Source organism: Streptomyces sp. NBC_01190 (genome assembly GCF_045039895.1).
In the GTDB taxonomy this organism is placed as follows: domain Bacteria; phylum Actinomycetota; class Actinomycetes; order Streptomycetales; family Streptomycetaceae; genus Actinacidiphila.
Genome location: NZ_CP108580.1, coordinates 5,480,629 through 5,503,475 on the forward strand (window position 1 = coordinate 5,480,629; position 22,847 = coordinate 5,503,475).

A 22,847-nucleotide genomic window follows, 5' to 3' on the forward strand; every position below is an offset into this window, starting at 1 on the left:
GCGTCTGCCGGGTCAGCCGTACGCCCGGTCCAACCGCTCGGTGTCAGCCGTCCGTACGCCGTTTGGCGCGGCGGGCCAGCAGCCGGGGGAGGCCGGCCGGAGCGGGCAGCCGGGTGGTGGCGGAGCTGGGGAGCGGCGCGGCGGCGCCGGAGGAGTCCGGCATGGCGCCGGGCCGTTCGGTCACGGCGCCGTCCGGGGTGAGCCGGAAGAGCAGGCACTCGCGGGCCCAGCGGGCGATGATGGCCTCGCCGTCGGGGGAGTTGAGCCGCTTGGTCTTCAACTCGGCCGCCGCGGCCTGCCAGGTGGCGGAGTCCGGGTCCAGCAGGGAGACGCGGGCCGGCCAGGTGACGAGCCGGCCGCCCTTGTCGCGGCTGCGGACGGTGACGGTCGCCGTGCCGCCGTCGCTGAGAGCGGGCAGCGGCTGCTCACCGGGCCCGCCGACCAGGCAGAGCGCTCCGTCGACCCAGGCGTGCCAGAGCGCCTGGCCGTTCACCCAGACCAGCCCTGACTTCTTGGTGGCCTCCTCGACGAGGGCCTCGGTAAGGCCGATCTCCTCGACGGCGGAGGCGGCGGCAGCGGCGGCGGGATCGGTCGTCATGACCCACAGCGTAGGCCGTACCAGGGCCCACCGGGCGGGTCTGAGGGGGAGCGGGCGAGTGCCCGGCCGGTCCCGCGTCCGAGTACCGGACGGCTGACCCCCGGCTGGCGGGGTGGCCTGTCCTCGGGTGCGGTCTGAGGGGGAGCGGGCGGGTACTCGGCGTCCCCGGGGTGGCCGGTCCCCGGAACCGGTCTGAGGGGAGCGGGCCCGGCACCCGGCGTCCGCGGGGCCGTGCGCCGGACGGCTCACCGCCCGGCTGGCGAGGCGGCCGGTCCTCGGGGATGGCCTGAGGGGGAACGACAGGTGCTCGGGTGTGCCATGGGCCTTACGCTGGACGCCGTCGGCCGCCCGTGACCCGCGGCAGCCGAATCGCGACCGCCCGAGGAGCCCCGTGACCGCCCCGCAGAGCAGCGCCGTGCCGACCGCCGACCCGGCGGCGGACCTGACGGCGCGGTCGGCCACCGGCACGGCGGCCGGCCCCGACGACCTGGCGGCGGGGCGGCGGCTGGACTTCATGCTCCTCACCCTCGCCCTCGCCGGCGTCTCGCTCTCGGCCCCGCTGATCGCGGCCACCACGGCCCCCGCGCTCGCCATCGCCTTCTGGCGCAACGCCATGGCCGTCGGCGTGCTCAGCCCGGTCGCCCTCTGGCGGCACCGCGGCGAACTGCGGCACATGGGCGGCCGGGCGCTGGCCCTCTCGCTCGCGGCGGGCGTCGTCCTCGCCCTGCACTTCGGGCTCTGGCTGCCCAGCCTCGGCATGACCTCGGTCGCCACCTCCACCGCGCTGTGCACGACCACCCCGATATGGACCACCCTCATCCTGCGGATCCGCGGCCACCGGCCGCCCGGCCTGGTGTGGGCGGGTACCGGGCTCGCGGTGGTCGGCGTGCTCATCCTCACCGGCATCGACCTGTCCACCGACACCAGGGCGCTGGCCGGTGACGCGCTGGCCCTCGGCGCGGGCCTGGCCGCGGCCGGATACATGCTGCTCGGCGCCGAGGTGCGGCGCACGGCGAGCACCACCGCGTACACCTTCGTCTGCTACGGCACCACGGCCGTCGTCCTGCTGGCCGCCTGCCTGGTCTCCGGTTCCGCGCTCGGCGGCTACGACGGCACCACCTGGCTGAAGATCGTCGCGCTGACGGTGGCCGCCCAATTGCTCGGGCACTCGCTGCTCAACCGGGTGGTACGCGGCCTGGGCCCGGCCACCACCTCGACCGCGATCCTGCTGGAGACACCGGGCGCGGCACTGATCGCCGCGCTGTGGCTCGGCCAGACCCCGCCGGCCGCCGCCTATCCGGCGCTCGGCGTGATCCTGGGCGGCCTGGCCCTGGTGATCCTCGCCGACCGCCGGAAGGGCGCCCAGCCGGCCTGACCCCGGCGCGCCCGACCCCAGCCGGTCCGACCCCGCGGGGCCGCCGCCTACAGCCAGCCGTTGCGGCGGAAACCGCGGTGAATGGCGAAGCAGATCCCGACGATCGCGATGAGCACCGCCGGATAGCCGAACCTCCAGCGCAGCTCCGGCATCGTGTCGAAGTTCATGCCGTAGACGCCGGTGATCATCGTCGGCACGGCCAGGATCGCCGCCCAGGCGGTGATCTTGCGCATGTCCTCGTTCTGCACCACGGTGGCCTGCGCCAGGTTGGCCTGGAGGATCGAGTTCAGCAGGTCGTCGAAGCCGGTGACCTGCTCGTGCACCCGGGCGACATGGTCGGAGACATCGCGGAAGTACTTCTGGATCTCCGGGTCGATCAGCCGCATCGGCCGCTCGCCCAGCATCTGCATCGGGCGCAGCAGCGGCGACACCGCCCGCTTGAACTCCAGCACCTCGCGCTTGAGCTGGTAGATCCGCCCGGCGTCACCGCCGCGACCCTTGCCGCTGGTCGCCGAGAAGACATCGATCTCGACCTCGTCGATGTCGTCCTGCACGGCCTCGCTGACGGCCAGATAGTCGTCCACCACCCGGTCGGCGATGGCGTGCAGCACCGCCGACGGTCCCTTGGCGAGCAACTCCGGGTCGTCCTCCAACTGGTGCCGCAGTGACCGCAGCGAGCCATGGCCGCCGTGCCGGACGGTGATCACGAAATAGCGGCCGGTGAAGACCATCACCTCGCCGCTCTCCACCACCTCGCTGGTGGCGGTGAGTTCGGCGTGCTCGACATAGCGGATGGTCTTGAAGACGGTGAAGAGCGAGTCGTCGTACCGCTCCAGCTTGGGCCGCTGGTGGGCGTGGATCGCGTCCTCGACGGCCAGCGGGTGCAGCCCGAACTCCTGGGCGATCCCGGCGAATTCCTGCTCGGTCGGCTCGTGCAGGCCGATCCAGACGAAGCCGTCACTGCCGTCGCACTGGTCGCCGCCGCGGCCGGCCCGCACCATGCGCAGCGCCTCGCGCAGGCCGACGTCGTCGCCGTACCTGACACCGTCGCGGTAGACCGCGCAGTCCACCACCGCGCTGCTCAGCACCGAGGGTTCGGGCGTCGAGCCGTAGTCGTAGGACTCGGTGGGCCGGCGCAGGGTGGGACGGACGACAGCGCGCAGATCACGGATCATCGACATGGCAAGCTCCTTCACGGACTGGCCTACGGCATGGCGCCGCACTGAATTGCTGATCAGGACGGGTTGATCACAAGCAGTTCAGGGCGCTCTTCCGACGCGGGAGTACACCGCGGGCAGGCCGTGACATCACGCGTTTCGGGCCCGGTGGGCCGGGTATGGAACGCGGGGGCCTGACCGAAGGCTGAGGAGGGACTCAGCTCGCGAGGTGGCGCGCGGAAGAGCGGCCGGTACTGCACGGTCGACTCGGATCCATGCAGTCCCCACCTCCTCCGGCCGTTCCCCGCTGGGGGATGACGTACGCGCGAAGCCCCCACTTTAGCAAGCCGCCGCGCGCCCGCTACCGCGGTTAGCAGCATCGATACGCGCTTTAAGCTCTCGGTATGCCTGATGTCACACCGTTGGTCGAGGCCCGGCTGCGGTCCGCCCTCGGTCCGCCGGACGCCCGCGCCGCCGTCACCTTCCTCGGTGCGGAGCGCATCGAGGTCCTCCGCTACAACGACGGTGACCTGCGGCGATACGTAACTCTTGGCATGTCCGCGCAGCCCATGGCGGACCCCCTCGCGACCGTGGCGGATCCGGTCCGCGGGCCCCGGGCCGAGCTGCTGGTCACGGTCCGCGCCGGTCGCGCCGACACCGACAAAATCCTTCGGCCGCTCGCCGCACTGGCCGCGTCACCCCAGGTGGAGGGTGTGGTGGTGGCGCCGGGCAGCGCGCTGGAGGTCGGCGAGCCGCTCTGGCCCGGCGCGCCCTTCACCGCGGTGCTGGTCGCCGAGAGCGGCGGGCTCGTACCGGATCTCGATCTCGACGGGGTGGATCTCGATGAGGTGGCCGGGCTGGCCGGGCTGGCCGGGGTGGCCGGCGCGCCCGGCGGCGGTATGGACCCCGTGCGCTTCCTGCCGCTGCTGCCGATGACGCCCAGCGAAGCCGCCTGGAAGCGGGTGCACGGCGCCGCCGCCCTCCAGGAGCGCTGGCTGGCGCACGGCACCGACCTGCGCGATCCCCTGCGGACCTCGGTCCGGCTCGACGACCTCGACGACTGAGCGCCCGGACCCGCGCCACCCGCTTCCCGCGCGGGGGAGCCGGCGCGGCCCGATGCCCGGCCGCGACGCTCCGTACGCCCGTGCGCCGTCCGTTCGGCGTAGGGCATTCGGTGGGTGCTCGGAACGCGCCCGGCTCGGACAGGTGATCGTCCTTGACGCGGGCACGGTCCGGGAGGACCGTGGGGCGCTATGAGGGGTGAACCCAGTTGCCCGAAGTGCGGTGGCAGGGTCCGGGCGCCCGGTCTCTTCGCCGATGCGTGGCAGTGCGACGCCCACGGGAGCGTCCACCCGCTCCAGCCCGTCGTGCCGCCCAGTGTGGAAGCGCTCGGCGCGGTCTCCCACCGCTCCCGGGTGCCCGTGTGGATGCCGTGGCCGCTGCCGGTCGGCTGGCTCTTCTCCGGAGTGGCCACCGCGGGCGACGACCGCAGCGGCGGCCGGGCCACCGCGGTGACCTGCTCGGGGCCCGGACCGCTCGGCGGCGCCGGTGAGCTGATGCTCGTCGCCGAGGAACTCGGCGTCGGCCTCGGCGCGCGCTACGCGGGTATCCCGGGCCCTGATCCGGGCCCCGACATGTGCGTCGACAAGCCGGCCCACGCGAAGGTGCTCGCGGCCGGCCGCCCCACCGCGCTGTGGAACGTCAGCCACACCCCCGACGACCGGGCGGTCTTCGCGGGCGAGGCGCGCGGGCTGTGGCTGTGGGCGATCGTCTGGCCGGAGGAGACGGGACTGCTGATGTACGACGAGCTGGTGCTGACCGATCTGCGGGACGCCGGCGCGGAGGTGGATCTGCTGCCGTGCGGGGCGCTGTCCCCACGCTTGCTGGCCTGAGGTGGCGCGGGCGCCTGGGAATCAAAGGTGCAACGTTGACGCTATCCTGACGCTGACTGTTCATCCTTCGTGTTGATCATTCGATTCCGTTATCCGACCCTACCGCCGCCTCAGGAGCCCGTGCCGTGCGTATCGACCTGCACACCCACTCCACGGCGTCCGACGGTACGGACACGCCGGCCGAGCTGGTGCGCAACGCCGCCGCGGCCGGTCTCGACGTGGTGGCGCTCACCGACCACGACACGGCCGGCGGATACCCGGCGGCGACCGCGGCGCTGCGCGAACTCGGGCCCGGCGGGCCGACCCTGGTGACCGGGGCGGAGCTGTCCTGCCGGATCGGCGGCATCAGCATGCACATGCTGGCGTACCTCTTCGACCCGGCCGAGCCCGAGTTGGACCGCGAGCGCGAACTCGTCAGGGACGACCGGGTGCCCCGCGCCCGCGGCATGGTGGCCAAACTCCAGGAGCTGGGCGTCCCGGTCACCTGGGAGCGGGTCGCCCAGATCGCCGGGGACGGCTCCGTGGGGCGCCCCCACGTCGCCACCGCCATGGTCGAGGCGGGAGTGGTGGACAGCGTCTCGGCCGCCTTCACGCCGGAGTGGCTGGCCAACGACGGGCGGGCGTACGTGCCCAAGCACGAACTCGACCCCTTCGACGCGGTACGGCTGGTGAAGGGCGCGGGCGGCGTCACCGTCTTCGCGCACCCGGGCGCGCACAAGCGCGGTGAGACCGTGCCGGAGGCGGTGATCGCGGAGCTCGCCGCCGCGGGCCTCGACGGGATCGAGGTCGACCACACCGACCACGACGAGCCGACCCGGGCCCGACTGCGCTCCCTCGCCGATGAGTCGGGCCTGCTGGTGACCGGGTCGAGCGACTACCACGGCAGCCGGAAGACGGTCGCCCTCGGCGCGTGTCTGACCGACCCGGAGGTCTACCGGGAGATCGCCCGGCGCGCCACCGGCGCGGTGCCGATCAGCGCCGTCTAGGGACCTGGCCGGCCCGCCTCGACCCGTTGTCCCGTCTCCTGTCTTCTCTTCTGTCTTCCGAGCCCCGTTCCCGTGCCGGTTTCCGTCTTCCGGTTCCCGGTCCGCCGACCGGTGGCCCGCCCCGGCGCCCGACCTCGGCGCCCCTCGTACCACCCGCACAAACGAAAGTCCCCGTCATGTTCGACATAACCCTGTTCGGGTCCGTCTTCTTCACCCTGTTCGTGATCATGGACCCGCCCGGGATCACGCCCATCTTCCTCGCCCTCACCTCGGGGCGGGCGGGCAAAGTGCAGCGCAGAATGGCCTGGCAGGCGGCGTCGGTCGCGTTCGGGGTCATCACGGTCTTCGGCATCTGCGGGCAGCAGATCCTGGACTATCTGCATGTGTCGGTGCCGGCCCTGCGGGTGGCCGGCGGGCTGCTGCTCCTGCTGATCGCGCTGGATCTGCTCACCGGCAAGGCGGACGAGCCGACCCAGACCAAGGACGTCAATGTGGCGCTGGTGCCGCTGGGCATGCCGCTGCTCGCCGGGCCCGGCGCGATCGTCACGGTGATCCTGGCGGTGCAGAAGGCCCACGGTGTGGACGAACAGGCGTCGGTGTGGTCCGCCATCATCGCCATGCACGTGGTGCTCTGGCTGGTGATGCGCTACTCGCTGGCCATCATCCGGTTGATCAAGGAGGGCGGCGTGGTGCTGGTGACCCGGCTCTCCGGCATGCTGCTCTCGGCGATCGCGGTGCAGTCGGTGGCCAACGGCATCTTCGGCTTCATCCACGGGGACGGCTGAGCGGGCGCCCCTGGTACCGGCGGGGTGAGGCGGGGCGGTGCGGAGCACGCGAAAGCGCCCCGTACTCCATTGGTACGGGGCGCCGTTACGTGAACCAGGGCTACTACGGGATGAGGCTGGGGATGCCGCGGCCGGGTCAGTCGGCCGGGCGGATGTAGATCCGCTGCCCGATGGCAGCGGCCTGCTGGACGATCTTGTTGACGGCGGAGGCATCCACGACGGTGCGCTCCATGGCGTTGCCGTTGCGGTCGTCGAGCCGCATGATCTCGAAGCGCATGACGCTTCTCCCTTCGTCGCTCGTTATATGTGTGGTCAACCAAAGCCCCCTTCGAAACATTCCCCACGCTAATGAAATCTTCCGGATCCGCGCTACTCACCGGTAGCGGAAGCGGTGGCCCCACCCCAGAAGGCGGCCAGCGCGGCGGCCGTCTCCAGCGGGCGCTCCGCGTTCGGCGAGTGCCCGGCGCCCTTGATCACCACCCGGTCGGCGGTCAGCCGGACGGCCATCGCGTCCATGGCCGACACCGGCCAGGCGTAGTCCACTTCGCCGGAGAGTACGAGCTTGGGCAGCGGTACGGCGGCGAGTTCGGCGACCCGGTCGGGTTCGGTCATCAACTGCTTCGCGGTGGCGATCAGTTGCTCGGGAACCGTGGTCACCCAGCGACGGTGCAGAAACTCTTCGAGCCAGGCGGGATCGCCGCTGTCGAGCGCGGAGTCGGTGACGGACGGGTCCTCGGCCGCGTGCGCGGCGTCCATCTGCCGCATCGCCACCCAGGCGGTCTCCATGTCCATCGTCGGCAGGTGCTCCACCAGCAGCCGGGTGCGGATCTGCTGCGAGGGGGCGATCTCCGCGGGCCCCGAACTCATCAGGGTCAGCGAGGTCCACGGCGCCGGACCCCCGGCGAGCACCGCCGCCCGCGCGATGTGGCCGCCGAGCGAGTGGCCCAGCAGATGCAGCGGACCGGGACCGTACGCCCCGGTGACCGCGGCGCCCTGCGCGATCACATCGGTGGCGAGCCGGTCCTGCGCGTACGCGGCCTCGTCCCGGGGGCCGGCCGACTCGTGCTGGCCGCGGCCGTCCACCGCGACGATCCGGTATCCGGCGGTGGTCAGCGGGTCCAGCAGATCGAGGAAGTCCTCTTTGCTGCCGGTGAACCCGGGCACCAGCAGCGCCGTGCCGAGCGGCCGGACGGCCGGATCGGGCGCCGCGTCGAGCACCGCAAAGGCTCCCCGGGACGTCTCCAGCCGCCCGGCTGACACGTTCGCCGGAAGGCCGAGGGTAGATGGTCGACTCATGCGGTGAGATTACGCGCCGCGTATGTCCGAGAGGTTGCCTCCCGGCGGCCGACCCGGCGTCAGTGCCCCGGCCCACGGGGGAGCGGGTTTGCGGGGCGCCGGTGTGCGTGCGGGGTGCGGCGCCGTGCGGGCGGGCCGCCGGGGCGCCGCCCCGGGGGTTGTCCCGGGGCCCCTCCGCCTCTCCCGGCGGTCGGCCTGGCATCCGGGCCTCCGGCCCGCAAGGGAGCGGGTTCGCTGGGCGCTGGGGCTTGGGGTGCTGTCCCTTCGCCTCCCCGCCCCCTGGCGGTGGTCGGCCCGGCGTCTGGCTCCTCCGGCCCGCGGGGGAGCGGGTGTGTGGGGACCGCCGGAATGGCGAACGCCCCCGGTTGGTGGCCGGGGGCGTTGCGGGTGTTACGGGTGCGGGTGGCGGCGGATCAGCTCGCCTCGGCCTCCACCGCGGCGGCCTTGCGGGTCCGGCGGCGGGGCGCCTTGGGAGCCTCCTCGGCCGGGACCGCTTCTTCGACGGGGACGATCGGGGCGGGTGCCTGGGCCGGTACTTCGGCGGCGGCCTTGCGGGTGCGGCGGCGGGGGGTCTTCACGGCCTCCTCGGCGGCGGGCTCGGCAGTGGCGGCCGGAGGTGACACCTCGGCGGTCGCCGCCGCCTTGCGGGTCCGGCGACGCGGAGCCTTGGGAGCCTCCTCGGCCGGGACCGCTTCTTCGACCGGGACGACCGGGGCGGGTGCCTGGGCCGGGACCTCGGCGGCGGCCTTGCGGGTGCGGCGGCGAGGGGTCTTCACGGCCTCGTCGGCGGCGGGCTCCACCGGCGTCACCGGAGCGGCCTCGACCACGCTGAGCACGGGTTCCGCCACCGGCTCGGCGACCGGCTCGGCAACAGCCTTGCGGGTCCGCCGGCGCGGGGTCTTCACGGCCTGCTCGACCACCGGTTCGGCCGGCTGCTCGGCCAACTGCTCGACCGGGGTCACCGGCGCGGCGACGACCTCGGCCGTGTCACGATCGGCGACCGGCGCCTGCGTGGTGACCGCCGACGCGGTCGCGCTCCCCGGGGTGCCCGAACGAGTGCGGCGACGGCGACGCGGCGCGGTACGGGCGGGCTGGGCCGCGTCCGTACCGGCCTGAAGGGCTACCGCGTCCTGGGCTTCCAGCGCGTCCGGAGCCGAGATCGCGACGGCCGCCTCGGTCGTCGCGGGCGACGCGGCCTCACCGGCCCGGGTACGGCGCCGCTGGCGCGGGGCGCGGGTACGGGCCGGGCGCTCCTCGGCGGGCGCGCTCTGCCGGTTCCCGGCGGGTCGGCGGCCACGGCCGGCGGCGTTGCGGCTGCCGGTCTCGCCCAGATCCTCGACCTCTTCGGCGTCAAGACCCGCCCGGGTGCGCTCGGCCCGCGGCAGCACACCCTTGGTGCCGGCCGGGATCTTCAGCAGCTCGTACAGGTGCGGAGACGTGGAGTACGTCTCCTCCGGGTCGTTGAACGGAAGGTCCAGCGCCTTGTTGATGAGCTGCCAGCGCGGGATGTCGTCCCAGTCCACCAGCGTGATCGCCGTACCGTACGCGCCGGCCCGGCCGGTGCGGCCGATACGGTGCAGGTACGTCTTCTCGTCCTCGGGCGTCTGATAGTTGATCACGTGGGTGACGCCCTCGACGTCGATACCGCGGGCGGCGACGTCGGTGCAGACCAGGACGTCCACCTTGCCGTTGCGGAACGCGCGCAGCGCCTGCTCACGGGCGCCCTGCCCGAGGTCGCCGTGGACCGCGCCGGAGGCGAAGCCGCGCTTCTCCAACTGCTCGGCGACATCGGCGGCGGTCCGCTTGGTGCGGCAGAAGATCATCGCCAGGCTGCGGCCCTCGGCCTGGAGGATCCGCGAGACCAGCTCGGGCTTGTCCATCGAGTGGGCGCGGAAGACGTGCTGGGTGGTGTTGGCGACGGTCGCGCCCTCGTCGTCCGGCGCGGTGGCGCGGATGTGGGTGGGCTGCGACATGTAGCGCCGGGCCAGGCCGATCACCGCGCCGGGCATCGTGGCGGAGAAGAGCATCGTCTGCCGCTTCACCGGCAGCATGCCCATGATCTTCTCGACGTCGGGCAGGAAGCCCAGGTCGAGCATCTCGTCGGCCTCGTCCAGCACGAGCGCCCGTACGTTCTTCAGGTTGAGCTTCTTCTGGCCGGCCAGGTCGAGCAGGCGGCCGGGGGTGCCGACGACCACGTCGACGCCCTTCTTGAGCTGCTCGACCTGCGGCTCGTAGGCACGGCCGCCGTAGATCGCGGCGACCCGGACGTTGCGCACCTTGCCCGCGGTGAGCAGGTCGTTGGTGACCTGCTGGCACAGCTCGCGGGTGGGGACGACGACGAGCGCCTGCGGGCCGTCGGCGAGCTGCGCGGCCGTGGCCCGGCCGGCGTCCACGTCGGCCGCGACGACGACCCGCTCGAGCAGCGGGAGGCCGAAGCCGAGGGTCTTGCCGGTGCCGGTCTTGGCCTGGCCGATGACGTCGTTGCCCGCGAGGGCGACGGGGAGCGTCATCTCCTGGATCGGGAAGGGGGTGATGATGCCGACGGCTTCGAGGGCTTCGGCGGTCTCGGCGAGGATCCCGAGACTGCGGAAAGTCGTGGTGGTCAGGATGTTGCCTCTTCTGTGAGACGCGGCACTGTGTGGCAAGGGGGGTCGAGCAACCGGAGCGCCGAGAAGAGAATGACGCCGGACGCTGACCGCGCAGGGGAGTCGTACAGCCGAAAGGGGCTGTGGAGCGCGGGACCGCTGCCCTCGCTCATGCCGCGAGCGGGCCCCTCCCGATGGCGGGAAGGCGGTCGGTTCGGAGCCGATCGGGCCACCGACCGGGCATCCTGGTGTTGCACACGTCGCCCGCCGGACGCACGGAAGTGGAACCGACTACCGACGGGTGCAATACCACTCTACCCCGGAAACACGTAGCTGCACCCGATCAAATGTTTCGTTAGGGGCGTCATCGGATTCGGCCTTTGCCTCCGTGAGGGTGGCGGGAGGTCTTCGGGCAGGCGGTGGGGGCGGGCGGGATGGCTGGGCGGGTGGCTGTTTCGTTTGGGGCGTCATGGGATGCGGCCCCTTGCCTCGCGGAGGCCGGCGGATGCCCTGCCGGGGTGTGGCGGGAGGTCTTTGGGCAGGCGGTGGGGGCCGAGGGTGGGACTTGGCTATTGTGCGCAGCATGGAGACGCCTGACGAGATCACCGCCCCCGCCCCCGCCCCGGCCACCGGCATCGCCGCGCAGGACTGGGACGCCGCCGCCGCCGACCCGCGGTACCGGGCCGCTGTCATCGATCTGCTCGGCGCGCTGGCGTACGGCGAACTCGCCGCGTTCGAGCGGCTCGCGGACGACGCCAAGCTGGCGCCCACGCTGGAGGACAAGGCGGAGCTCGCGGCGATGGCGGCGGCCGAGTTCCACCACTTCGAGCGGCTGCGGGACCGGCTCTCGGAGATCGGCGAGGCGCCCAACGAGGCGATGCTGCCCTTCGGCGCGGCGCTGGACGACTTCCACCGGCAGACCGCCCCCTCGGACTGGCTGGAGGGCCTGGTCAAGGCGTATGTCGGTGACTCCATCGCCTCCGACTTCTACCGCGAGGTCGCGGCCCGGCTCGACTCCGACACCCGCACCCTGGTGCTCGCGGTACTGGACGACACCGGGCACGCCGGCTTCGCGATCGGCAAGGTCCGGGCCGCGATCGAGGCCGAGCCCCGGGTCGGCGGCCGGCTCGCGCTGTGGGCCCGGCGGCTGATGGGCGAGGCGTTGTCCCAGGCCCAGCGGGTGGTGGCCGACCGCGACGCGCTGTCCACGATGCTGGTCGGCGGCGTCGCCGACGGCTTCGACCTGGCCGAGGTCGGCCGGATGTTCTCCCGTATCACCGAGGCGCACACCAAGCGGATGGCAGCCCTCGGCCTGGCCGCGTAACCGGCCGGCACACCCCTGCCGCAGCCCGCACCCCCACACCCGCGGCCGGACCGTCGTGGCACGGTCACCGGCGGCGCCCGATGGAAGCCGCACGGCTCGTCCGCCGTTGGGCCGGACTGCCCGCTCGGCCGCCGCGGACCGAGCCTCAGGCCACGTGGGACGGCCGGCCCGGGCGGGCCAGCAGGCTGAGCAGGGCCACGGAGACCACCAGGGCGCCCGGAACCGTCATCTCCAGTCGGCCGGCGCCGAAGATGGTGCGGAGCACGAGGCCGCCGGCGAGGGCGGCGGCCGGACCGGTGGCCAGGGCGAGCGGACTGCGGGGGAGGCGGGCCGGAAAGAGCTGGGTCGCCACCAGGGTGACGGCCAGTCCGAGGGCGGCGTAGGTGACGGCTTCCCACAGCATCCTGATCCCCCATCGAATCCGTAGACGTAACGGCCCGGTATGCCCCGGCGGCGTGCAGATGCCTCATCCCCTTCGCGGCCGGCGGCGAAACAGAGAGGCGGCAACCGGTCACAACCGGTTGCCGCCTCCATGAATTCCCTGCGTCAGAGCGACGCGCCGAACCCGACCCGGCGGGCGGCCGGCTCGCCGATCTCCACGTAGGCGAGGCGGTCGGCGGGGATCAGGACCTTGCGGCCGTGCTCGTCCACCAGCGTCAGCAGCTTGGAACCGCTGGCCAGCGCGTCGGCGACGGCCTTCTCCACCTCGTCAGCCGACTGCACGCTCTCGATGTTGATCTCGCGCGGCGCGTGCTGCACGCCGATCTTGACCTCCACGGCTTCCTTACCTCCGAATGGTCTGGCGGTGTGCGCGGATGATCGCGCCGTACCCAGCACAGACTAGCCCCGCCGGACCGGCCGGAATCCGTGGATCGCCCACGCCGTGAGCGAACAGTCGGCCGGCGTCGGCCCGCGGGAAGCGGCCGGTGATCAGTGGTGGCCCTCGGCGCCGTGCAGCGGGAAGCCGGCGATGCCGCGCCAGGCCAGCGAGGTGAGAAGCTGCACGGCGGTGTCACGCGGCACCTCGCTGCGACTGGCCAGCCAGTAGCGCGCCACCACCTGCGAGACGCCGCCGAGACCGACCGCGAGCAGCATGGCGTCCTCCCGGGCCAGCCCGGTGTCCTCCGCGATGACCTCGCTGATCGCCTCCGCGCACTGCAAGGAGACCTTGTCGACCCGCTCGCGCACGGCCGGCTCATTGGTCAGGTCCGACTCGAAGACCAGCCGGAACGCACCGCCCTCGTCCTCGACGTAGGCGAAGTACGCGTCCATCGTCGCCTCGACGCGCAGCTTGTTGTCCGTGGTGGACGCGAGCGCGGTCCGTACCGACTGGAGCAGCGATTCGCAGTGCTGGTCCAGGAGCGCGAGATAGAGCTCCAGCTTGCCGGGGAAGTGCTGGTAGAGCACCGGCTTGCTGACCCCGGCGCGTTCGGCGATGTCGTCCATGGCCGCGGAGTGGTAGCCCTGCGCGACGAAGACTTCTTGCGCCGCGCCCAGGAGCTGTTCGCGCCGGGCCCGACGGGGCAGGCGGGTCCCTCGCGGCCGCGCCTGAGTCTGCTCGATGGCTGTCACGCCGCCTCCCGAATTGTGGTGAAGGAATGTATGGACTCCGCCCAGCCATCGTACTTTTCGGTAACGATCCTGTGGGCCGCGCGGGGGGACATTCTCATTTCCTGGAACCGCGCGGCGGCGGCCCTTCGGGGGTTACGCCCCGGTTTCGGCGCTCCGCCGAGCGGTCCGGCGGCCGGGACAACAGGAGCATCAGCCGTCTCTGGGGTAGCTGCGGGACCGGGGGTGGCGGCGCTAGCGGCGATGCCGGCGATATGTCAGCGCTAGGTCGGCACTATTCTTCGGTAGGTCAGCGCTATGTCAGCGCTGTGTCAGCGATATGTCAACGATAGTCGTCGTCGTCGAGCGCGACCGGTCGGCGTTGTTCGGCGGCGTCCGCCGGGTCGACCTCCATGTCGTCCTCGGCGGGGTTTTCCCCGGCCTGCGCCGCCTCTTCCTCGGCGTCGGGTACGGCCTCGGCGCGTTGCTCGGCGACGTCGGCCTCAGGTGCCTCAAGATCGAGGTCGGTGCCGCCGCCGGTGTCGCCACCGGGCTCGGGCCCGCTCCCCGCCGCGTCCTTCGCGTGCTCCGCGCCGCCTGCACCGTCTGCATCGTTGAATGCGGCCGTCTCCTGCTCGAAGCCCGCGATATCAGCGATGTCCACGATATTCCTGGACATGGCGCTTCCTCTCCCTGGCCGCGGCGTGTCCTTCGCGGCCTGTTACGTGGTCTGTTCGGTGTCTCGTGCCTGCCGGTGTCCTTCACTGCTCGGCGCCCGCGTCGGCGCTACTGGGCTTCTCACCGCTCATGGCCGGGAACACACCATCGAGGGCGTGATCGTCTCGTAACATTGGCGCATGCCCACGACCGAGTCTGCTCAAGCGGCCGTCTCCCCCGCGGCCGTACCCCCGGCGGGACCGGTGCTCGCGGCCGGGGAATCGGTGCGCACCGTGGAGCTTCCCGGGTTCAGCCTGGTGGTGCGCTCGCAGGCCGGGCCGCTTGGCGGCCCCACCGGCGGCGGCTCCGGCGGCGGTCAGGGGGAGCGCGCGCCGGCGCTCTTCGTGCACGGTCTCGGCGGCTCCTCGCTGAACTGGTCGGTGCTGATGGCCAAGCTCGCCGACGTGCTGGCGGGGGAGGCGCTCGACCTACCCGGTTTCGGCCACTCACCGCCGCCCGACGACGGGAACTACTCACCGGCCGGTCACGCCCGCGCGGTGATCCGGCTGCTGGACGCCGAGGCGCGCGGTCCGGTGCACCTCTTCGGCAACTCCCTCGGCGGGGCGGTCGTGGTGAAGGTCGCCGCCGCCCGGCCCGACCTGGTGCGCACCCTGACCCTGATCTCGCCCGCGCTGCCCGAGGTGCCGCCGCAGCGCTCCGCCCTGCCCACCGCCCTCGGCGCGCTGCCGGGCCTGCCCGCGCTCTACGTACGTGCCACCCGCGGCTGGTCGATGGACCAGCGCACGGCCGCGCTGATCGCCCTGTGCTACGGCGATCCGAACGCCGTGGACGAGCCGACCCGCGCCGAGGCGGCGCGTGAGTACGAGCGGGCGATGGCCCTGCCGTACTTCTGGGACGCGATGGTCCGCTCGACCCGCGGCATGGTGAACGCCTACACCCTCGGCGGCCAGCACGCGCTGTGGCGGCAGGCCGCCCGGGTGCTGGCGCCGACGCTGCTGGTCTACGGCGGCCGGGACAAGCTGGTGTCGGCGCGGATGGCCCGCCGGGCCGCCAGGACCTTCCCGGACTCACGGCTGCTGATGATCCCGGACAGCGGCCATGTGGCGATGATGGAGCACCCGGAACTGGTCGCCCGGTCCGTCCGTGATCTGCTGTACGAGGTCGCGGACCGTACGCTTCCGACGGGCGCCGGAGGTCCGGCGACGAGTCCGACGACCGAAGCGACCAGGAGCTGATCGAGGGCGTGGGCAAGCACAGCGCGACGGGTGGCCAGGACGGCCAGGACAGCCCGATAAGGGGCGCGGGTCCCGAGGCGGGAGGCCTCGGCGGCCCGGGAGGCGGCGGTGTCTACCGGCGCCCGGTGCCACCCCGGACTCCGGGCGCACCCGGTGTTCCCGGCAGCGGACGGCGGCGGCGGGCGGACTCGCCCGAGGACACCGGCGGCTTCGCGGTGATCAGACCGCAGGAGCTGAACGTGCCGCCGCAGGCTCATCCCGAGCACCGCGAACACGCGGCCTGGGGCGCGCCCGGCGGCTGGACCACCCCGGGCCCCGGTCGTGGCACCCCGCCGTCCGAGGAGCTGCCGCTCGACACCACGGACTGGCCGCCGTACGACACCGGCGGGTTCTCCGGGACGGCGCTGTCCGGGCCGCGGAAGGCCACCGGGCCCGGCGGCTCGCGCCCGAAGCAGGAGTACGTGGACGCCTTCGACGCGCCGCCCGTCGCACGGCCGCAGGACCGGCCGCGCGTGCCGTCCCAGCGGGTATCGGCGCCGGGAAACGGCTCGGGCCCGGCGGGCGGTCCGGGTTCGGCTCAAGCTGACGAGGCGTCAGAAATCGGTACGGCGGCGGAAACCGCTCGTGGCGACGAGGCCGCCAGGGCTGACCGGGCCGCTAAGGCTGACAAGGCCGCCAAGGCCGGCGGGCCCGGTAAAGATGAGAAGGGCGAGAAGGGCGAGAAGGGCGAGAAGAGCGGCGGAAAGGGCCGGACGATCAGCGGGATCGCGGCCGCCGCGGTCGTCACCGTGCTCGCCGTGGTGGTCGGCAGCCAGTTCGTCGGGGGTGAGAAAGCCCACACGCCCGCCCCCGGCAAGGGCGCCGCGCCGACCTCGGCCGGCGACGACGCGCCGAGCGCCGCCGGCACCCCCTCGTCGCCCCCGTCGGTCGCCGCCTCACCGCTGGACTACGACCAGTCGATGGCCAAGGCCTACCCCCTCGACCCGAAGCTCGCGCTGTCCGGCGCCTTCACCACCGTCCCCGGGCGGCAGGCCGCGCCGGGCCGTGGGAAGGTCATGCGGTTCCGGGTGGACGTGGAGAAGGGACTGCCGCTGGACGCCGGCCTCTTCAGCCAGGCCGTCTTCACCACCCTGAACGACCCGCGCAGTTGGGGACACGGCGGCACGATGACCTTCGAGCGGGTGTCAACCGGCCCGGCGGACATCGTCGTTACCCTCGCCAGTCCCGGTACCACCGCCAAGTGGTGCGAGAAAAGCGGTCTGGACACCACCGTCGACAACGTGTCATGTGACTCGGCGTCGACTCCGCGCACGATGATCAACGCCTACCGGTGGGCGGAGGGCGCGGAGACCTTCGGTCCGCAGCGGATGCACGAGTACCGCCAGATGCTGATCAACCACGAGGTCGGCCACCGGCTCGGCCACGGCCATGTGGGCTGCCCCGAGGAGGGCGCGCTCGCGCCGGTGATGATGCAGCAGACCAAGTTCCTCTCCCTCGACGGCGGCCCCACCTGCAAGCCGAACGCCTGGCCCTTCCCGTAACCCGCCCGCCGCTGGGCGGACCGCAAAGCACTGCGGAAGGTGACGACGGAGAAACCTCAGGTCAGTTCAACGCGCGTCCGTGGCAGAAGTTACTGCACTTCACCCCTTCTGATGGCGCGACGGACAACCGTCCGTCGCGCCCCCGTCGTACCGGAATACCGTCTTCGCGCCGGGCCGTCGCGCCCGCCGCGCGGCAGGACGAGCGCGGCGCCCGCCCGTACCGGCAGTGGACCAGGGCTGACCCGGCACGGCGAGAGGAGGCGGACACGTGCGGATCGCGTTGCTCACCGAAGGTGGTTATCCGTATGCGCGAGGTGAGGGAAGCGCGTGGTGCGACCGGCTCGTGCGCGGGCTCGGCCACCACGACGTCCACGTCCCCGCGCTGAGCCGCTCCGCCCGGACCGAGGCGGCCGGACGGGTCCAACCCCCCTCGCCCGTACGGCGGGTGCGGGCCCAGCGCCTGTGGGGCGGTCCGGCCGGCGCGGCGCGTACCGCCTCGCCGGCCTCCCGGCGGACCCGCCGCGCTCGGCGCTCGGCGTTCACCCGGCACTCGGAGTCCACCCAGCACTACGCGGACCTCCCCGCCGCGCCGACCGGCGAACGGGAATCCGGGCCCCGCGAGGCGCCGCTCGCCCATCGCGCCGCCCTCCCGGCCGCCGTAGGGGTGGCGCTCGGCGAGTACTACCGGCTGCTGGTCACCCAGGGCTCCACCCATGGGCGGCGCCGGCAGGAGCGGTGCGGGGCGGCTGTGGCCCGGCTGCGGACGCCGCACCCCGGTACCGACGCGACCCGCTTCTCCCGGGTGGGCGAGGCTGCCGAGGCGGCGCCGACCGCGCACGCCGACCCCACGCTCACCCGGGTCGGCCGCCCCGACCCGGCGAAGGACCTGATCGCGCTGCCGCACGCCTTCCACGCGATACGCCGGGAAGAGCCGCGGGCACGGCTGCGGATCTTCCACCCGCGCACCACGGATCAGCGGTCCGCGCCCTATCCGTGGCGCTGCCGCGACCTGGCCGCGCAGCTCTTCCCGCACGAGGTGGCCGGACGGCACGCCGTGGGCGAGAGCCCGGTCGGCTTCGAGGAGATCGGCTCGCCGGGCTCGCCGGAGGTGGCGGACGCGTACGCCGCAGGCGATGTGGTGGTGCTGTCCAGCGGCGCGGAGGGCTTTCCGCTCAGCCTCGCGGAGGCGGTGTTCCGCGGGCGGCCGACGGTGTCCACCGATGTGGAGGCGGTCCGAGAGGTGATCGGCGGCACGGGGCTGGCGGTGCCGCCGCGCAACCCCAAGACGCTCGTCGAGGCCGCGCTCGAACTGCCGCGCGGACCGGAGCGGGCCGCACGGCTCGGCACGGCGGCGGGGGAACGGGCGCTCGCGCTCACCACCACGGCCCGCCGCGTCGAGGCACTCCGGGACAGCTACCTCGCGGTCGTCGCGCGGCACCCGGTCCACCGCGAGCCCCCCAGAGACGCCGCCGGCACCCCCCGCCCCTTCGCCACCCCCGCCGGATCCCCCACCTCCGGAGGCTCCCACCAATGACCCCCACCGACCCACCCCCGCCTGCCGAATCGATTTACCACGGCTTCGCTCCCGCGCCACCGCAGAGAACCCCGGCCCCCGCCGCAACCGGACCCGCCCGCGCGGTTGCGGTGCCCCATCCGGCGCCGCACGCGGAGAGCAAGCCTGCCGCCGCGATCCCCCACGCCGCCGCGGCTCGCCGCGCAGCGTCCGACAGCGCCGCCCCCGCCGGTGGGGGTGCGGTCTTGGCGTGCGTGGTCCGCCGCGTGGCGGTGGAGCGCGAGCCTGCGGCGGCCCCTGTCCCTCTGGTCGGGCCTGCCCGGGTGGGCGGGGACTTTGGGTGGGCGGGGGTTGGGGCCTTGCCTGTGGTGCGTGCCCGTATGCCGGTCGGCCTGGCTGGCGCTGCTGGCCGGGTCCGTGGGGGCGGGGTTTTCGGGCGGGAGGTCCGCCGTGCGGTGGTGGAGCGCGAGCCTGCGGCGGCCCCTGTCCCTCTGGTCGGGCCTGCCCGGGTGGGCGGGGACTTTGGGTGGGCGGGGGTTGGGGCCTTGCCTGTGGCGCGTGCCCGTATGCCGGTCGGCCTGGCTGGCGCTGCTGGCCGGGCGCGCGCGGGCGGGGTTTTCGGGCGCGTGGTCTGCCGTGCTGCGGTGGAGCGCCAGCCTGTGGCGGCCCTTGGCCCGCCGGGGTGCTGGTCTTCGCCGCCCGGGTGCTCGGTGGGCACGGCCATCCGCGCCTCGCCCGCAACGGCCTCGCCGTGGCCTGTGCGGCCCAGGCGCTGACCCTGCCCGCGGCCACCCTCCGCTGCCACCCGGCAGGGGACGGTCCTCGCCGCCCTCGCCCTGGTCGTCCAGGCGCTCCGCGTCCTGCCCCGGGCCTCGGCCCGGTGCGGGCCCGACCCGCACCCGACTTCCCTATCACTGAAACAGGAGAACCCGTGACCAGCCACCGCCCCATTCCTCTGCCGCCGAACCCGGCGAACACCCCACCGGCCCCCCGCCCCCCGCACACCCGGGGAGGCGCACGATGAGGGTGCTGCTGATGGGCGCGGACGGATTCCTCGGCCGGCATGTCGCGGAACGGCTGCTCGCGGACCCCGCGGTGCAGCTCACCGCGCTGGGGCGCAGCGACGAGTCGGACGTACGGTTCGACCTGTCCAGCGGCGCGCCCGGCGTGCTCGCCCGCTACCTGGACGCCGTCCACCCCGGGGTCCTGATCAACTGCGCCGGCGCCATCCGCGGCAACGCCAGGGACCTGACCCGGCAGAACATCGTCGCCGTGGCCACCATCTGCGAGGCGATGCGGCGCAGCTCGGTCGGCGCCCGCCTGGTCCAGGTCGGCTGCGCTTCGGAGTACGGCCCCTCGCCCGCCGGTTCCTCGACCGGGGAGGACGCCTCCCCCCGGCCCGGCGGCCCGTACGGCGTCAGCAAACTCGCCGCCACCGAACTCGTCCTCGGCTCCGGCCTCGACGCGGTGGTGCTGCGGGTGTTCAGCCCGGTGGGCCCGGGCACCCCGACCGGCTCACCGCTCGGCCGGATCGCGGAAACCCTGCGGCGCGCCATGCAGAACGGCGACCCGGAGCTGAAGCTCGGCGGCCTCGGCGTGCAGCGCGACTTCATCGACGCGCGCGATGTGGCCCGGGCCGTGCACGCCGCCTCGCTCTCCGCCGCCCAGGGCGTGGTGAACATCGGCAGCGGCCGGGCGGTGCGGCTGCGCGACATGGCCGCCGCCCTCGCGCATGTCGCCGGGTACGAAGGGGTGCTGCACGAGTTGGACGACCCCTCGCCCGGGCCCGCCCAGCCCCCGTACCCCGACGGCTGCGGCTCGTGGCAGCAGGCGGACGTACGCACCGCCCGCGACCGGCTCGGCTGGCGCCCCCGGATCGGCCTGGAAGAGTCACTGGCCGATGTGTGGATGGAGGCGGCGTGCCGCGTCTGATCAGGCCCCGGTCGGCCGAGCCCCCGCCGGCCGGGGCCCGTAACGGATCGGCTCCGGCCGCCGGGCCCGCTCCCCATCCGGGCGGGCGGCGGGCCGGGACGAGTGGCGCACCGGGATCCGCCCCCGCACCTGCGGCCGCCCCCGCACCGGCGGCGCACCCCGCCCCCGGCCGTACCCCCGCCCCCGCCGGGCCGCCCCCGCCCCGCACCCCGCTCGCCGCGCCTCCCCTCGCGCACCCGCTGGTCGCACCCGGCGAGTGGGCCGAGCTGGCCCGGCCGGGCGTGCCGCTCGACTGGGTGGCCTTCGACGTGGCCCACGGACCCGGCACCGGGCCCGACCCGCTCTACGGCGAAGCGGTCCGCCGCGTCCGTGAGAACGGCGTCCCACTCCTCGGACTGCTCGACGCGGCCTACGGACTCCGGTCGGCCGCCGAACTGCTCGCCGACGCCGCGCGCTATCTGGAGTGGTACCGGGTGGACGGCTTCTACCTGAACCAGGCGCCCACCCTGCGCTCCCACGCCGCCGAGTGCCGGCAGGTGGTGACGGCGCTACGGGCACTGCTCGGCGCCGCCCCGCCCGCGGCCACCTCCCGCGCCCGGCGCCCCGTGGTGCTCGCGCCGAACGTGCACCCCTGCCCCGAGTACGCCGACTTCGCCGACCAGCTCGTCACCTTCAACGGCCCCTGGAACCGCTACCGCTGGTCGGAGCTGCCGGAGTGGACGGCCGCCCAGCCGCCGGCCCGCTTCGTCCACTTCGTGCACACCCTGCCCGCGGTCCATCTGGACGACGCGCTGCGGATCGCCGACCGGCTGGGCGCGGGCGCCGTGTGGCTGACCGACCGCACCGACCGGGCGGGCGTCGATCCATGGGCCGGGCTGCCCGGATACTGGAACAAGGTCGGACGAAAGGTCCGCGGACGGCGGTAGCCGCCGGTCGCCCACCATGCGAGCGGCCGGCGTCTCGACCTTCGGACCAGGGTCTCGGAATGAAGACGGGCGTGGCAGTGTTACAGGGTTCGGCGTGGACGGGTGCGGCACGTGCCCGCCCCCGCCCGAGCACTCTGATCAGCCCGATCAGGCTGGTCACCTCGATCAGCCTGATCACCCCGATCGATCCGCTCAACCCGATCAACCTGATCAACCCTGATGAATCTGATGACCGACCAACCGTATTGCTGAGGTCTCTGTGTCGCTGCCACCCCTGGTCGAGCCGGCCGCCGAGCTCACCGTTGACGAGGTCCGCAGGTATTCACGTCACCTGATCATTCCCGATGTGGGCATGTCCGGGCAGAAGCGGCTGAAGAACGCCAAGGTGCTGTGCGTCGGCGCCGGCGGTCTCGGCTCGCCGGCTCTGATGTATCTGGCCGCGGCCGGTGTCGGCACGCTCGGCATCGTCGAGTTCGACGAGGTCGACGAGTCGAACCTCCAGCGGCAGATCATCCACAGCCAGGCCGACATCGGCCGCTCCAAGGCCGAGTCCGCCCGGGACACCGTCAAGGGCATCAACCCCTACGTCAACGTCGTCCTGCACGAAGAGCGGCTCGAAGCCGACAACGTGATGGAGATCTTCGCCCAGTACGACCTGATCATCGACGGCACCGACAACTTCGCGACCCGCTACCTGGTCAACGACGCGTGTGTGCTGCTGAACAAGCCGTACGTCTGGGGTTCCATCTACCGCTTCGACGGCCAGGCGTCGGTCTTCTGGTCCGAGCACGGGCCCTGCTACCGCTGCCTCTACCCGGAGCCCCCGCCCCCCGGCATGGTCCCGTCCTGCGCCGAGGGCGGCGTCCTCGGCGTGCTCTGCGCGTCCATCGGCTCCATCCAGGTCAACGAGGCGATCAAGCTGCTCACCGGTATCGGTGAGCCGCTGCTCGGCCGGCTGATGATCTACGACGCCCTGGAGATGACCTACCGCCAGGTCAAGGTGCGCAAGGACCCCAACTGCGCGGTCTGCGGCGAGAACCCCACGGTCACCGAGCTCATCGACTACGAGGCGTTCTGCGGCGTCGTCTCCGAGGAGGCCCAGGAGGCCGCGCTCGGCTCCACGATCACTCCCAAGCAGCTCAAGGAGTGGATCGACGACGGTGAGAACATCGAGATCATCGACGTCCGCGAGCAGAACGAGTACGAGATCGTCTCGATCCCGGGTGCCCGGCTGATCCCGAAGAACGAGTTCGTGATGGGCTCCGCCCTCGAACACCTGCCGCAGGACAAGCGCATCGTGCTGCACTGCAAGACCGGTGTCCGCAGCGCCGAGGTGCTCGCCATACTGAAGTCCGCGGGCTTCTCCGACGCGGTCCACGTCGGCGGCGGCGTCATCGGCTGGGTCAACACGGTCGAGCCGGAGAAGCCGGTCTACTAGACCGGCCGGCCCCGCCGGGGCCGGCACGTTTTACCCGG

Annotated in this window: 21 protein-coding genes; 12 read left to right on the forward strand and 9 right to left on the reverse strand. The window is 73.2% G+C overall.

Annotated features, from left to right (window positions below; genetic code table 11):
• Window positions 1–43: 43 nt before the first annotated feature.
• The gene (locus OG519_RS23125; protein WP_405587173.1) at window positions 44–598 is read right to left on the reverse strand and encodes a hypothetical protein; all 555 of its coding nucleotides are present in this window, start codon (window positions 596–598) and stop codon (window positions 44–46) included.
• 391 nt (window positions 599–989) lie between these two features.
• Between OG519_RS23125 and OG519_RS23130 the strand changes: the two genes are divergently transcribed.
• Window positions 990–1,973 (forward strand): DMT family transporter, encoded by a 984-nt coding sequence (locus tag OG519_RS23130; protein ID WP_405587176.1) that lies wholly within the window; start codon window positions 990–992, stop codon window positions 1,971–1,973.
• Window positions 1,974–2,020: 47 nt separating this feature from the next.
• Here the strand turns inward: OG519_RS23130 and OG519_RS23135 are convergent, their stop codons facing one another.
• Window positions 2,021–3,154, reverse strand: a complete 1,134-nt coding sequence (locus OG519_RS23135; protein WP_405587179.1) for a magnesium and cobalt transport protein CorA — start codon at window positions 3,152–3,154, stop codon at window positions 2,021–2,023.
• Between the two features lie 380 nt (window positions 3,155–3,534).
• On the opposite strand from OG519_RS23135, the gene OG519_RS23140 reads away from it, so the two are divergent.
• The 4 genes from OG519_RS23140 (at window position 3,535) to OG519_RS23155 (ending at window position 6,793) form a co-directional block, all read left to right on the forward strand.
• Window positions 3,535–4,194, forward strand: a complete 660-nt coding sequence (locus OG519_RS23140) for a suppressor of fused domain protein (protein WP_405587182.1) — start codon at window positions 3,535–3,537, stop codon at window positions 4,192–4,194.
• Between the two features lie 189 nt (window positions 4,195–4,383).
• Complete coding sequence (locus OG519_RS23145) at window positions 4,384–5,022, forward strand: DUF6758 family protein (RefSeq protein ID WP_405587185.1); 639 nt, start codon at window positions 4,384–4,386, stop codon at window positions 5,020–5,022.
• Window positions 5,023–5,147: 125 nt separating this feature from the next.
• Complete coding sequence (locus OG519_RS23150; protein WP_405587187.1) at window positions 5,148–6,008, forward strand: PHP domain-containing protein; 861 nt, start codon at window positions 5,148–5,150, stop codon at window positions 6,006–6,008.
• A gap of 176 nt (window positions 6,009–6,184) precedes the next feature.
• The gene (locus OG519_RS23155) at window positions 6,185–6,793 is read left to right on the forward strand and encodes a MarC family protein (RefSeq protein WP_405587190.1); all 609 of its coding nucleotides are present in this window, start codon (window positions 6,185–6,187) and stop codon (window positions 6,791–6,793) included.
• Window positions 6,794–6,929: 136 nt separating this feature from the next.
• On the opposite strand, the gene OG519_RS23160 is transcribed toward OG519_RS23155, so the two are convergent.
• From OG519_RS23160 to OG519_RS23170, 3 genes are all read right to left on the reverse strand, one after another.
• On the reverse strand, window positions 6,930–7,070 hold the full coding sequence (locus tag OG519_RS23160; RefSeq protein WP_405587192.1) for a hypothetical protein: 141 nt from the start codon (window positions 7,068–7,070) through the stop codon (window positions 6,930–6,932).
• Between the two features lie 92 nt (window positions 7,071–7,162).
• Complete coding sequence (locus tag OG519_RS23165; RefSeq protein WP_405587195.1) at window positions 7,163–8,089, reverse strand: alpha/beta fold hydrolase; 927 nt, start codon at window positions 8,087–8,089, stop codon at window positions 7,163–7,165.
• A 413-nt stretch (window positions 8,090–8,502) separates the two neighbouring features.
• On the reverse strand, window positions 8,503–10,734 hold the full coding sequence (locus OG519_RS23170; RefSeq protein ID WP_405587197.1) for a DEAD/DEAH box helicase: 2,232 nt from the start codon (window positions 10,732–10,734) through the stop codon (window positions 8,503–8,505).
• A gap of 523 nt (window positions 10,735–11,257) precedes the next feature.
• On the opposite strand from OG519_RS23170, the gene OG519_RS23175 reads away from it, so the two are divergent.
• The gene (locus OG519_RS23175; protein WP_405587200.1) at window positions 11,258–11,998 is read left to right on the forward strand and encodes a ferritin-like fold-containing protein; all 741 of its coding nucleotides are present in this window, start codon (window positions 11,258–11,260) and stop codon (window positions 11,996–11,998) included.
• A 145-nt stretch (window positions 11,999–12,143) separates the two neighbouring features.
• On the opposite strand, the gene OG519_RS23180 is transcribed toward OG519_RS23175, so the two are convergent.
• From OG519_RS23180 to OG519_RS23195, 4 genes are all read right to left on the reverse strand, one after another.
• Window positions 12,144–12,401 carry a hypothetical protein gene (locus OG519_RS23180; protein WP_405587203.1) on the reverse strand — a complete coding sequence of 86 codons (258 nt, stop codon included), beginning with the start codon at window positions 12,399–12,401 and terminating at the stop codon, window positions 12,144–12,146.
• A 143-nt stretch (window positions 12,402–12,544) separates the two neighbouring features.
• On the reverse strand, window positions 12,545–12,775 hold the full coding sequence (locus OG519_RS23185; RefSeq protein WP_405587206.1) for a DUF3107 domain-containing protein: 231 nt from the start codon (window positions 12,773–12,775) through the stop codon (window positions 12,545–12,547).
• A gap of 153 nt (window positions 12,776–12,928) precedes the next feature.
• Window positions 12,929–13,570, reverse strand: coding sequence for a TetR/AcrR family transcriptional regulator (locus OG519_RS23190; protein ID WP_405587209.1), 642 nt, complete (start codon window positions 13,568–13,570; stop codon window positions 12,929–12,931).
• A gap of 319 nt (window positions 13,571–13,889) precedes the next feature.
• Window positions 13,890–14,210, reverse strand: a complete 321-nt coding sequence (locus OG519_RS23195; protein WP_405587212.1) for a hypothetical protein — start codon at window positions 14,208–14,210, stop codon at window positions 13,890–13,892.
• A gap of 193 nt (window positions 14,211–14,403) precedes the next feature.
• Between OG519_RS23195 and OG519_RS23200 the strand changes: the two genes are divergently transcribed.
• The 6 genes from OG519_RS23200 (at window position 14,404) to moeZ (ending at window position 22,809) form a co-directional block, all read left to right on the forward strand.
• Entirely contained in the window at window positions 14,404–15,459 is a 1,056-nt protein-coding gene (locus tag OG519_RS23200) for an alpha/beta fold hydrolase (RefSeq protein ID WP_405587214.1), read from the forward strand.
• An 8-nt stretch (window positions 15,460–15,467) separates the two neighbouring features.
• Window positions 15,468–17,000: a DUF3152 domain-containing protein gene (locus tag OG519_RS23205; RefSeq protein WP_405587216.1), complete on the forward strand. Its 1,533-nt coding sequence runs from the start codon at window positions 15,468–15,470 to the stop codon at window positions 16,998–17,000.
• 268 nt (window positions 17,001–17,268) lie between these two features.
• Window positions 17,269–18,534 (forward strand): glycosyltransferase, encoded by a 1,266-nt coding sequence (locus tag OG519_RS23210; RefSeq protein WP_405587218.1) that lies wholly within the window; start codon window positions 17,269–17,271, stop codon window positions 18,532–18,534.
• A 999-nt stretch (window positions 18,535–19,533) separates the two neighbouring features.
• Window positions 19,534–20,445, forward strand: coding sequence for an NAD-dependent epimerase/dehydratase family protein (locus OG519_RS23215; RefSeq protein ID WP_405587221.1), 912 nt, complete (start codon window positions 19,534–19,536; stop codon window positions 20,443–20,445).
• Window positions 20,433–21,371, forward strand: a complete 939-nt coding sequence (locus tag OG519_RS23220) for a spherulation-specific family 4 protein (protein WP_405587222.1) — start codon at window positions 20,433–20,435, stop codon at window positions 21,369–21,371. The genes OG519_RS23215 and OG519_RS23220 overlap by 13 nt, the downstream gene beginning before the upstream one ends.
• Window positions 21,372–21,630: 259 nt before the next feature.
• Entirely contained in the window at window positions 21,631–22,809 is a 1,179-nt protein-coding gene (moeZ, locus tag OG519_RS23225) for an adenylyltransferase/sulfurtransferase MoeZ (RefSeq protein WP_405587225.1), read from the forward strand.
• The last annotated feature ends 38 nt before the right edge of the window (window positions 22,810–22,847 follow it).

Coding starts and splice junctions, on each gene's coding strand:
- OG519_RS23125 (WP_405587173.1), bottom strand. CDS start 598: ATGACGACCGATCCCGCCGCCGCTGCCGCCGCCTCCGCCGTCGAGGAG.
- OG519_RS23135 (WP_405587179.1), bottom strand. CDS start 3,154: ATGTCGATGATCCGTGATCTGCGCGCTGTCGTCCGTCCCACCCTGCGC.
- OG519_RS23140 (WP_405587182.1), top strand. CDS start 3,535: ATGCCTGATGTCACACCGTTGGTCGAGGCCCGGCTGCGGTCCGCCCTC.
- OG519_RS23145 (WP_405587185.1), top strand. CDS start 4,384: ATGAGGGGTGAACCCAGTTGCCCGAAGTGCGGTGGCAGGGTCCGGGCG.
- OG519_RS23155 (WP_405587190.1), top strand. CDS start 6,185: ATGTTCGACATAACCCTGTTCGGGTCCGTCTTCTTCACCCTGTTCGTG.
- OG519_RS23160 (WP_405587192.1), bottom strand. CDS start 7,070: ATGCGCTTCGAGATCATGCGGCTCGACGACCGCAACGGCAACGCCATG.
- OG519_RS23165 (WP_405587195.1), bottom strand. CDS start 8,089: ATGAGTCGACCATCTACCCTCGGCCTTCCGGCGAACGTGTCAGCCGGG.
- OG519_RS23175 (WP_405587200.1), top strand. CDS start 11,258: ATGGAGACGCCTGACGAGATCACCGCCCCCGCCCCCGCCCCGGCCACC.
- OG519_RS23180 (WP_405587203.1), bottom strand. CDS start 12,401: ATGCTGTGGGAAGCCGTCACCTACGCCGCCCTCGGACTGGCCGTCACC.
- OG519_RS23200 (WP_405587214.1), top strand. CDS start 14,404: ATGCCCACGACCGAGTCTGCTCAAGCGGCCGTCTCCCCCGCGGCCGTA.
- OG519_RS23215 (WP_405587221.1), top strand. CDS start 19,534: ATGAGGGTGCTGCTGATGGGCGCGGACGGATTCCTCGGCCGGCATGTC.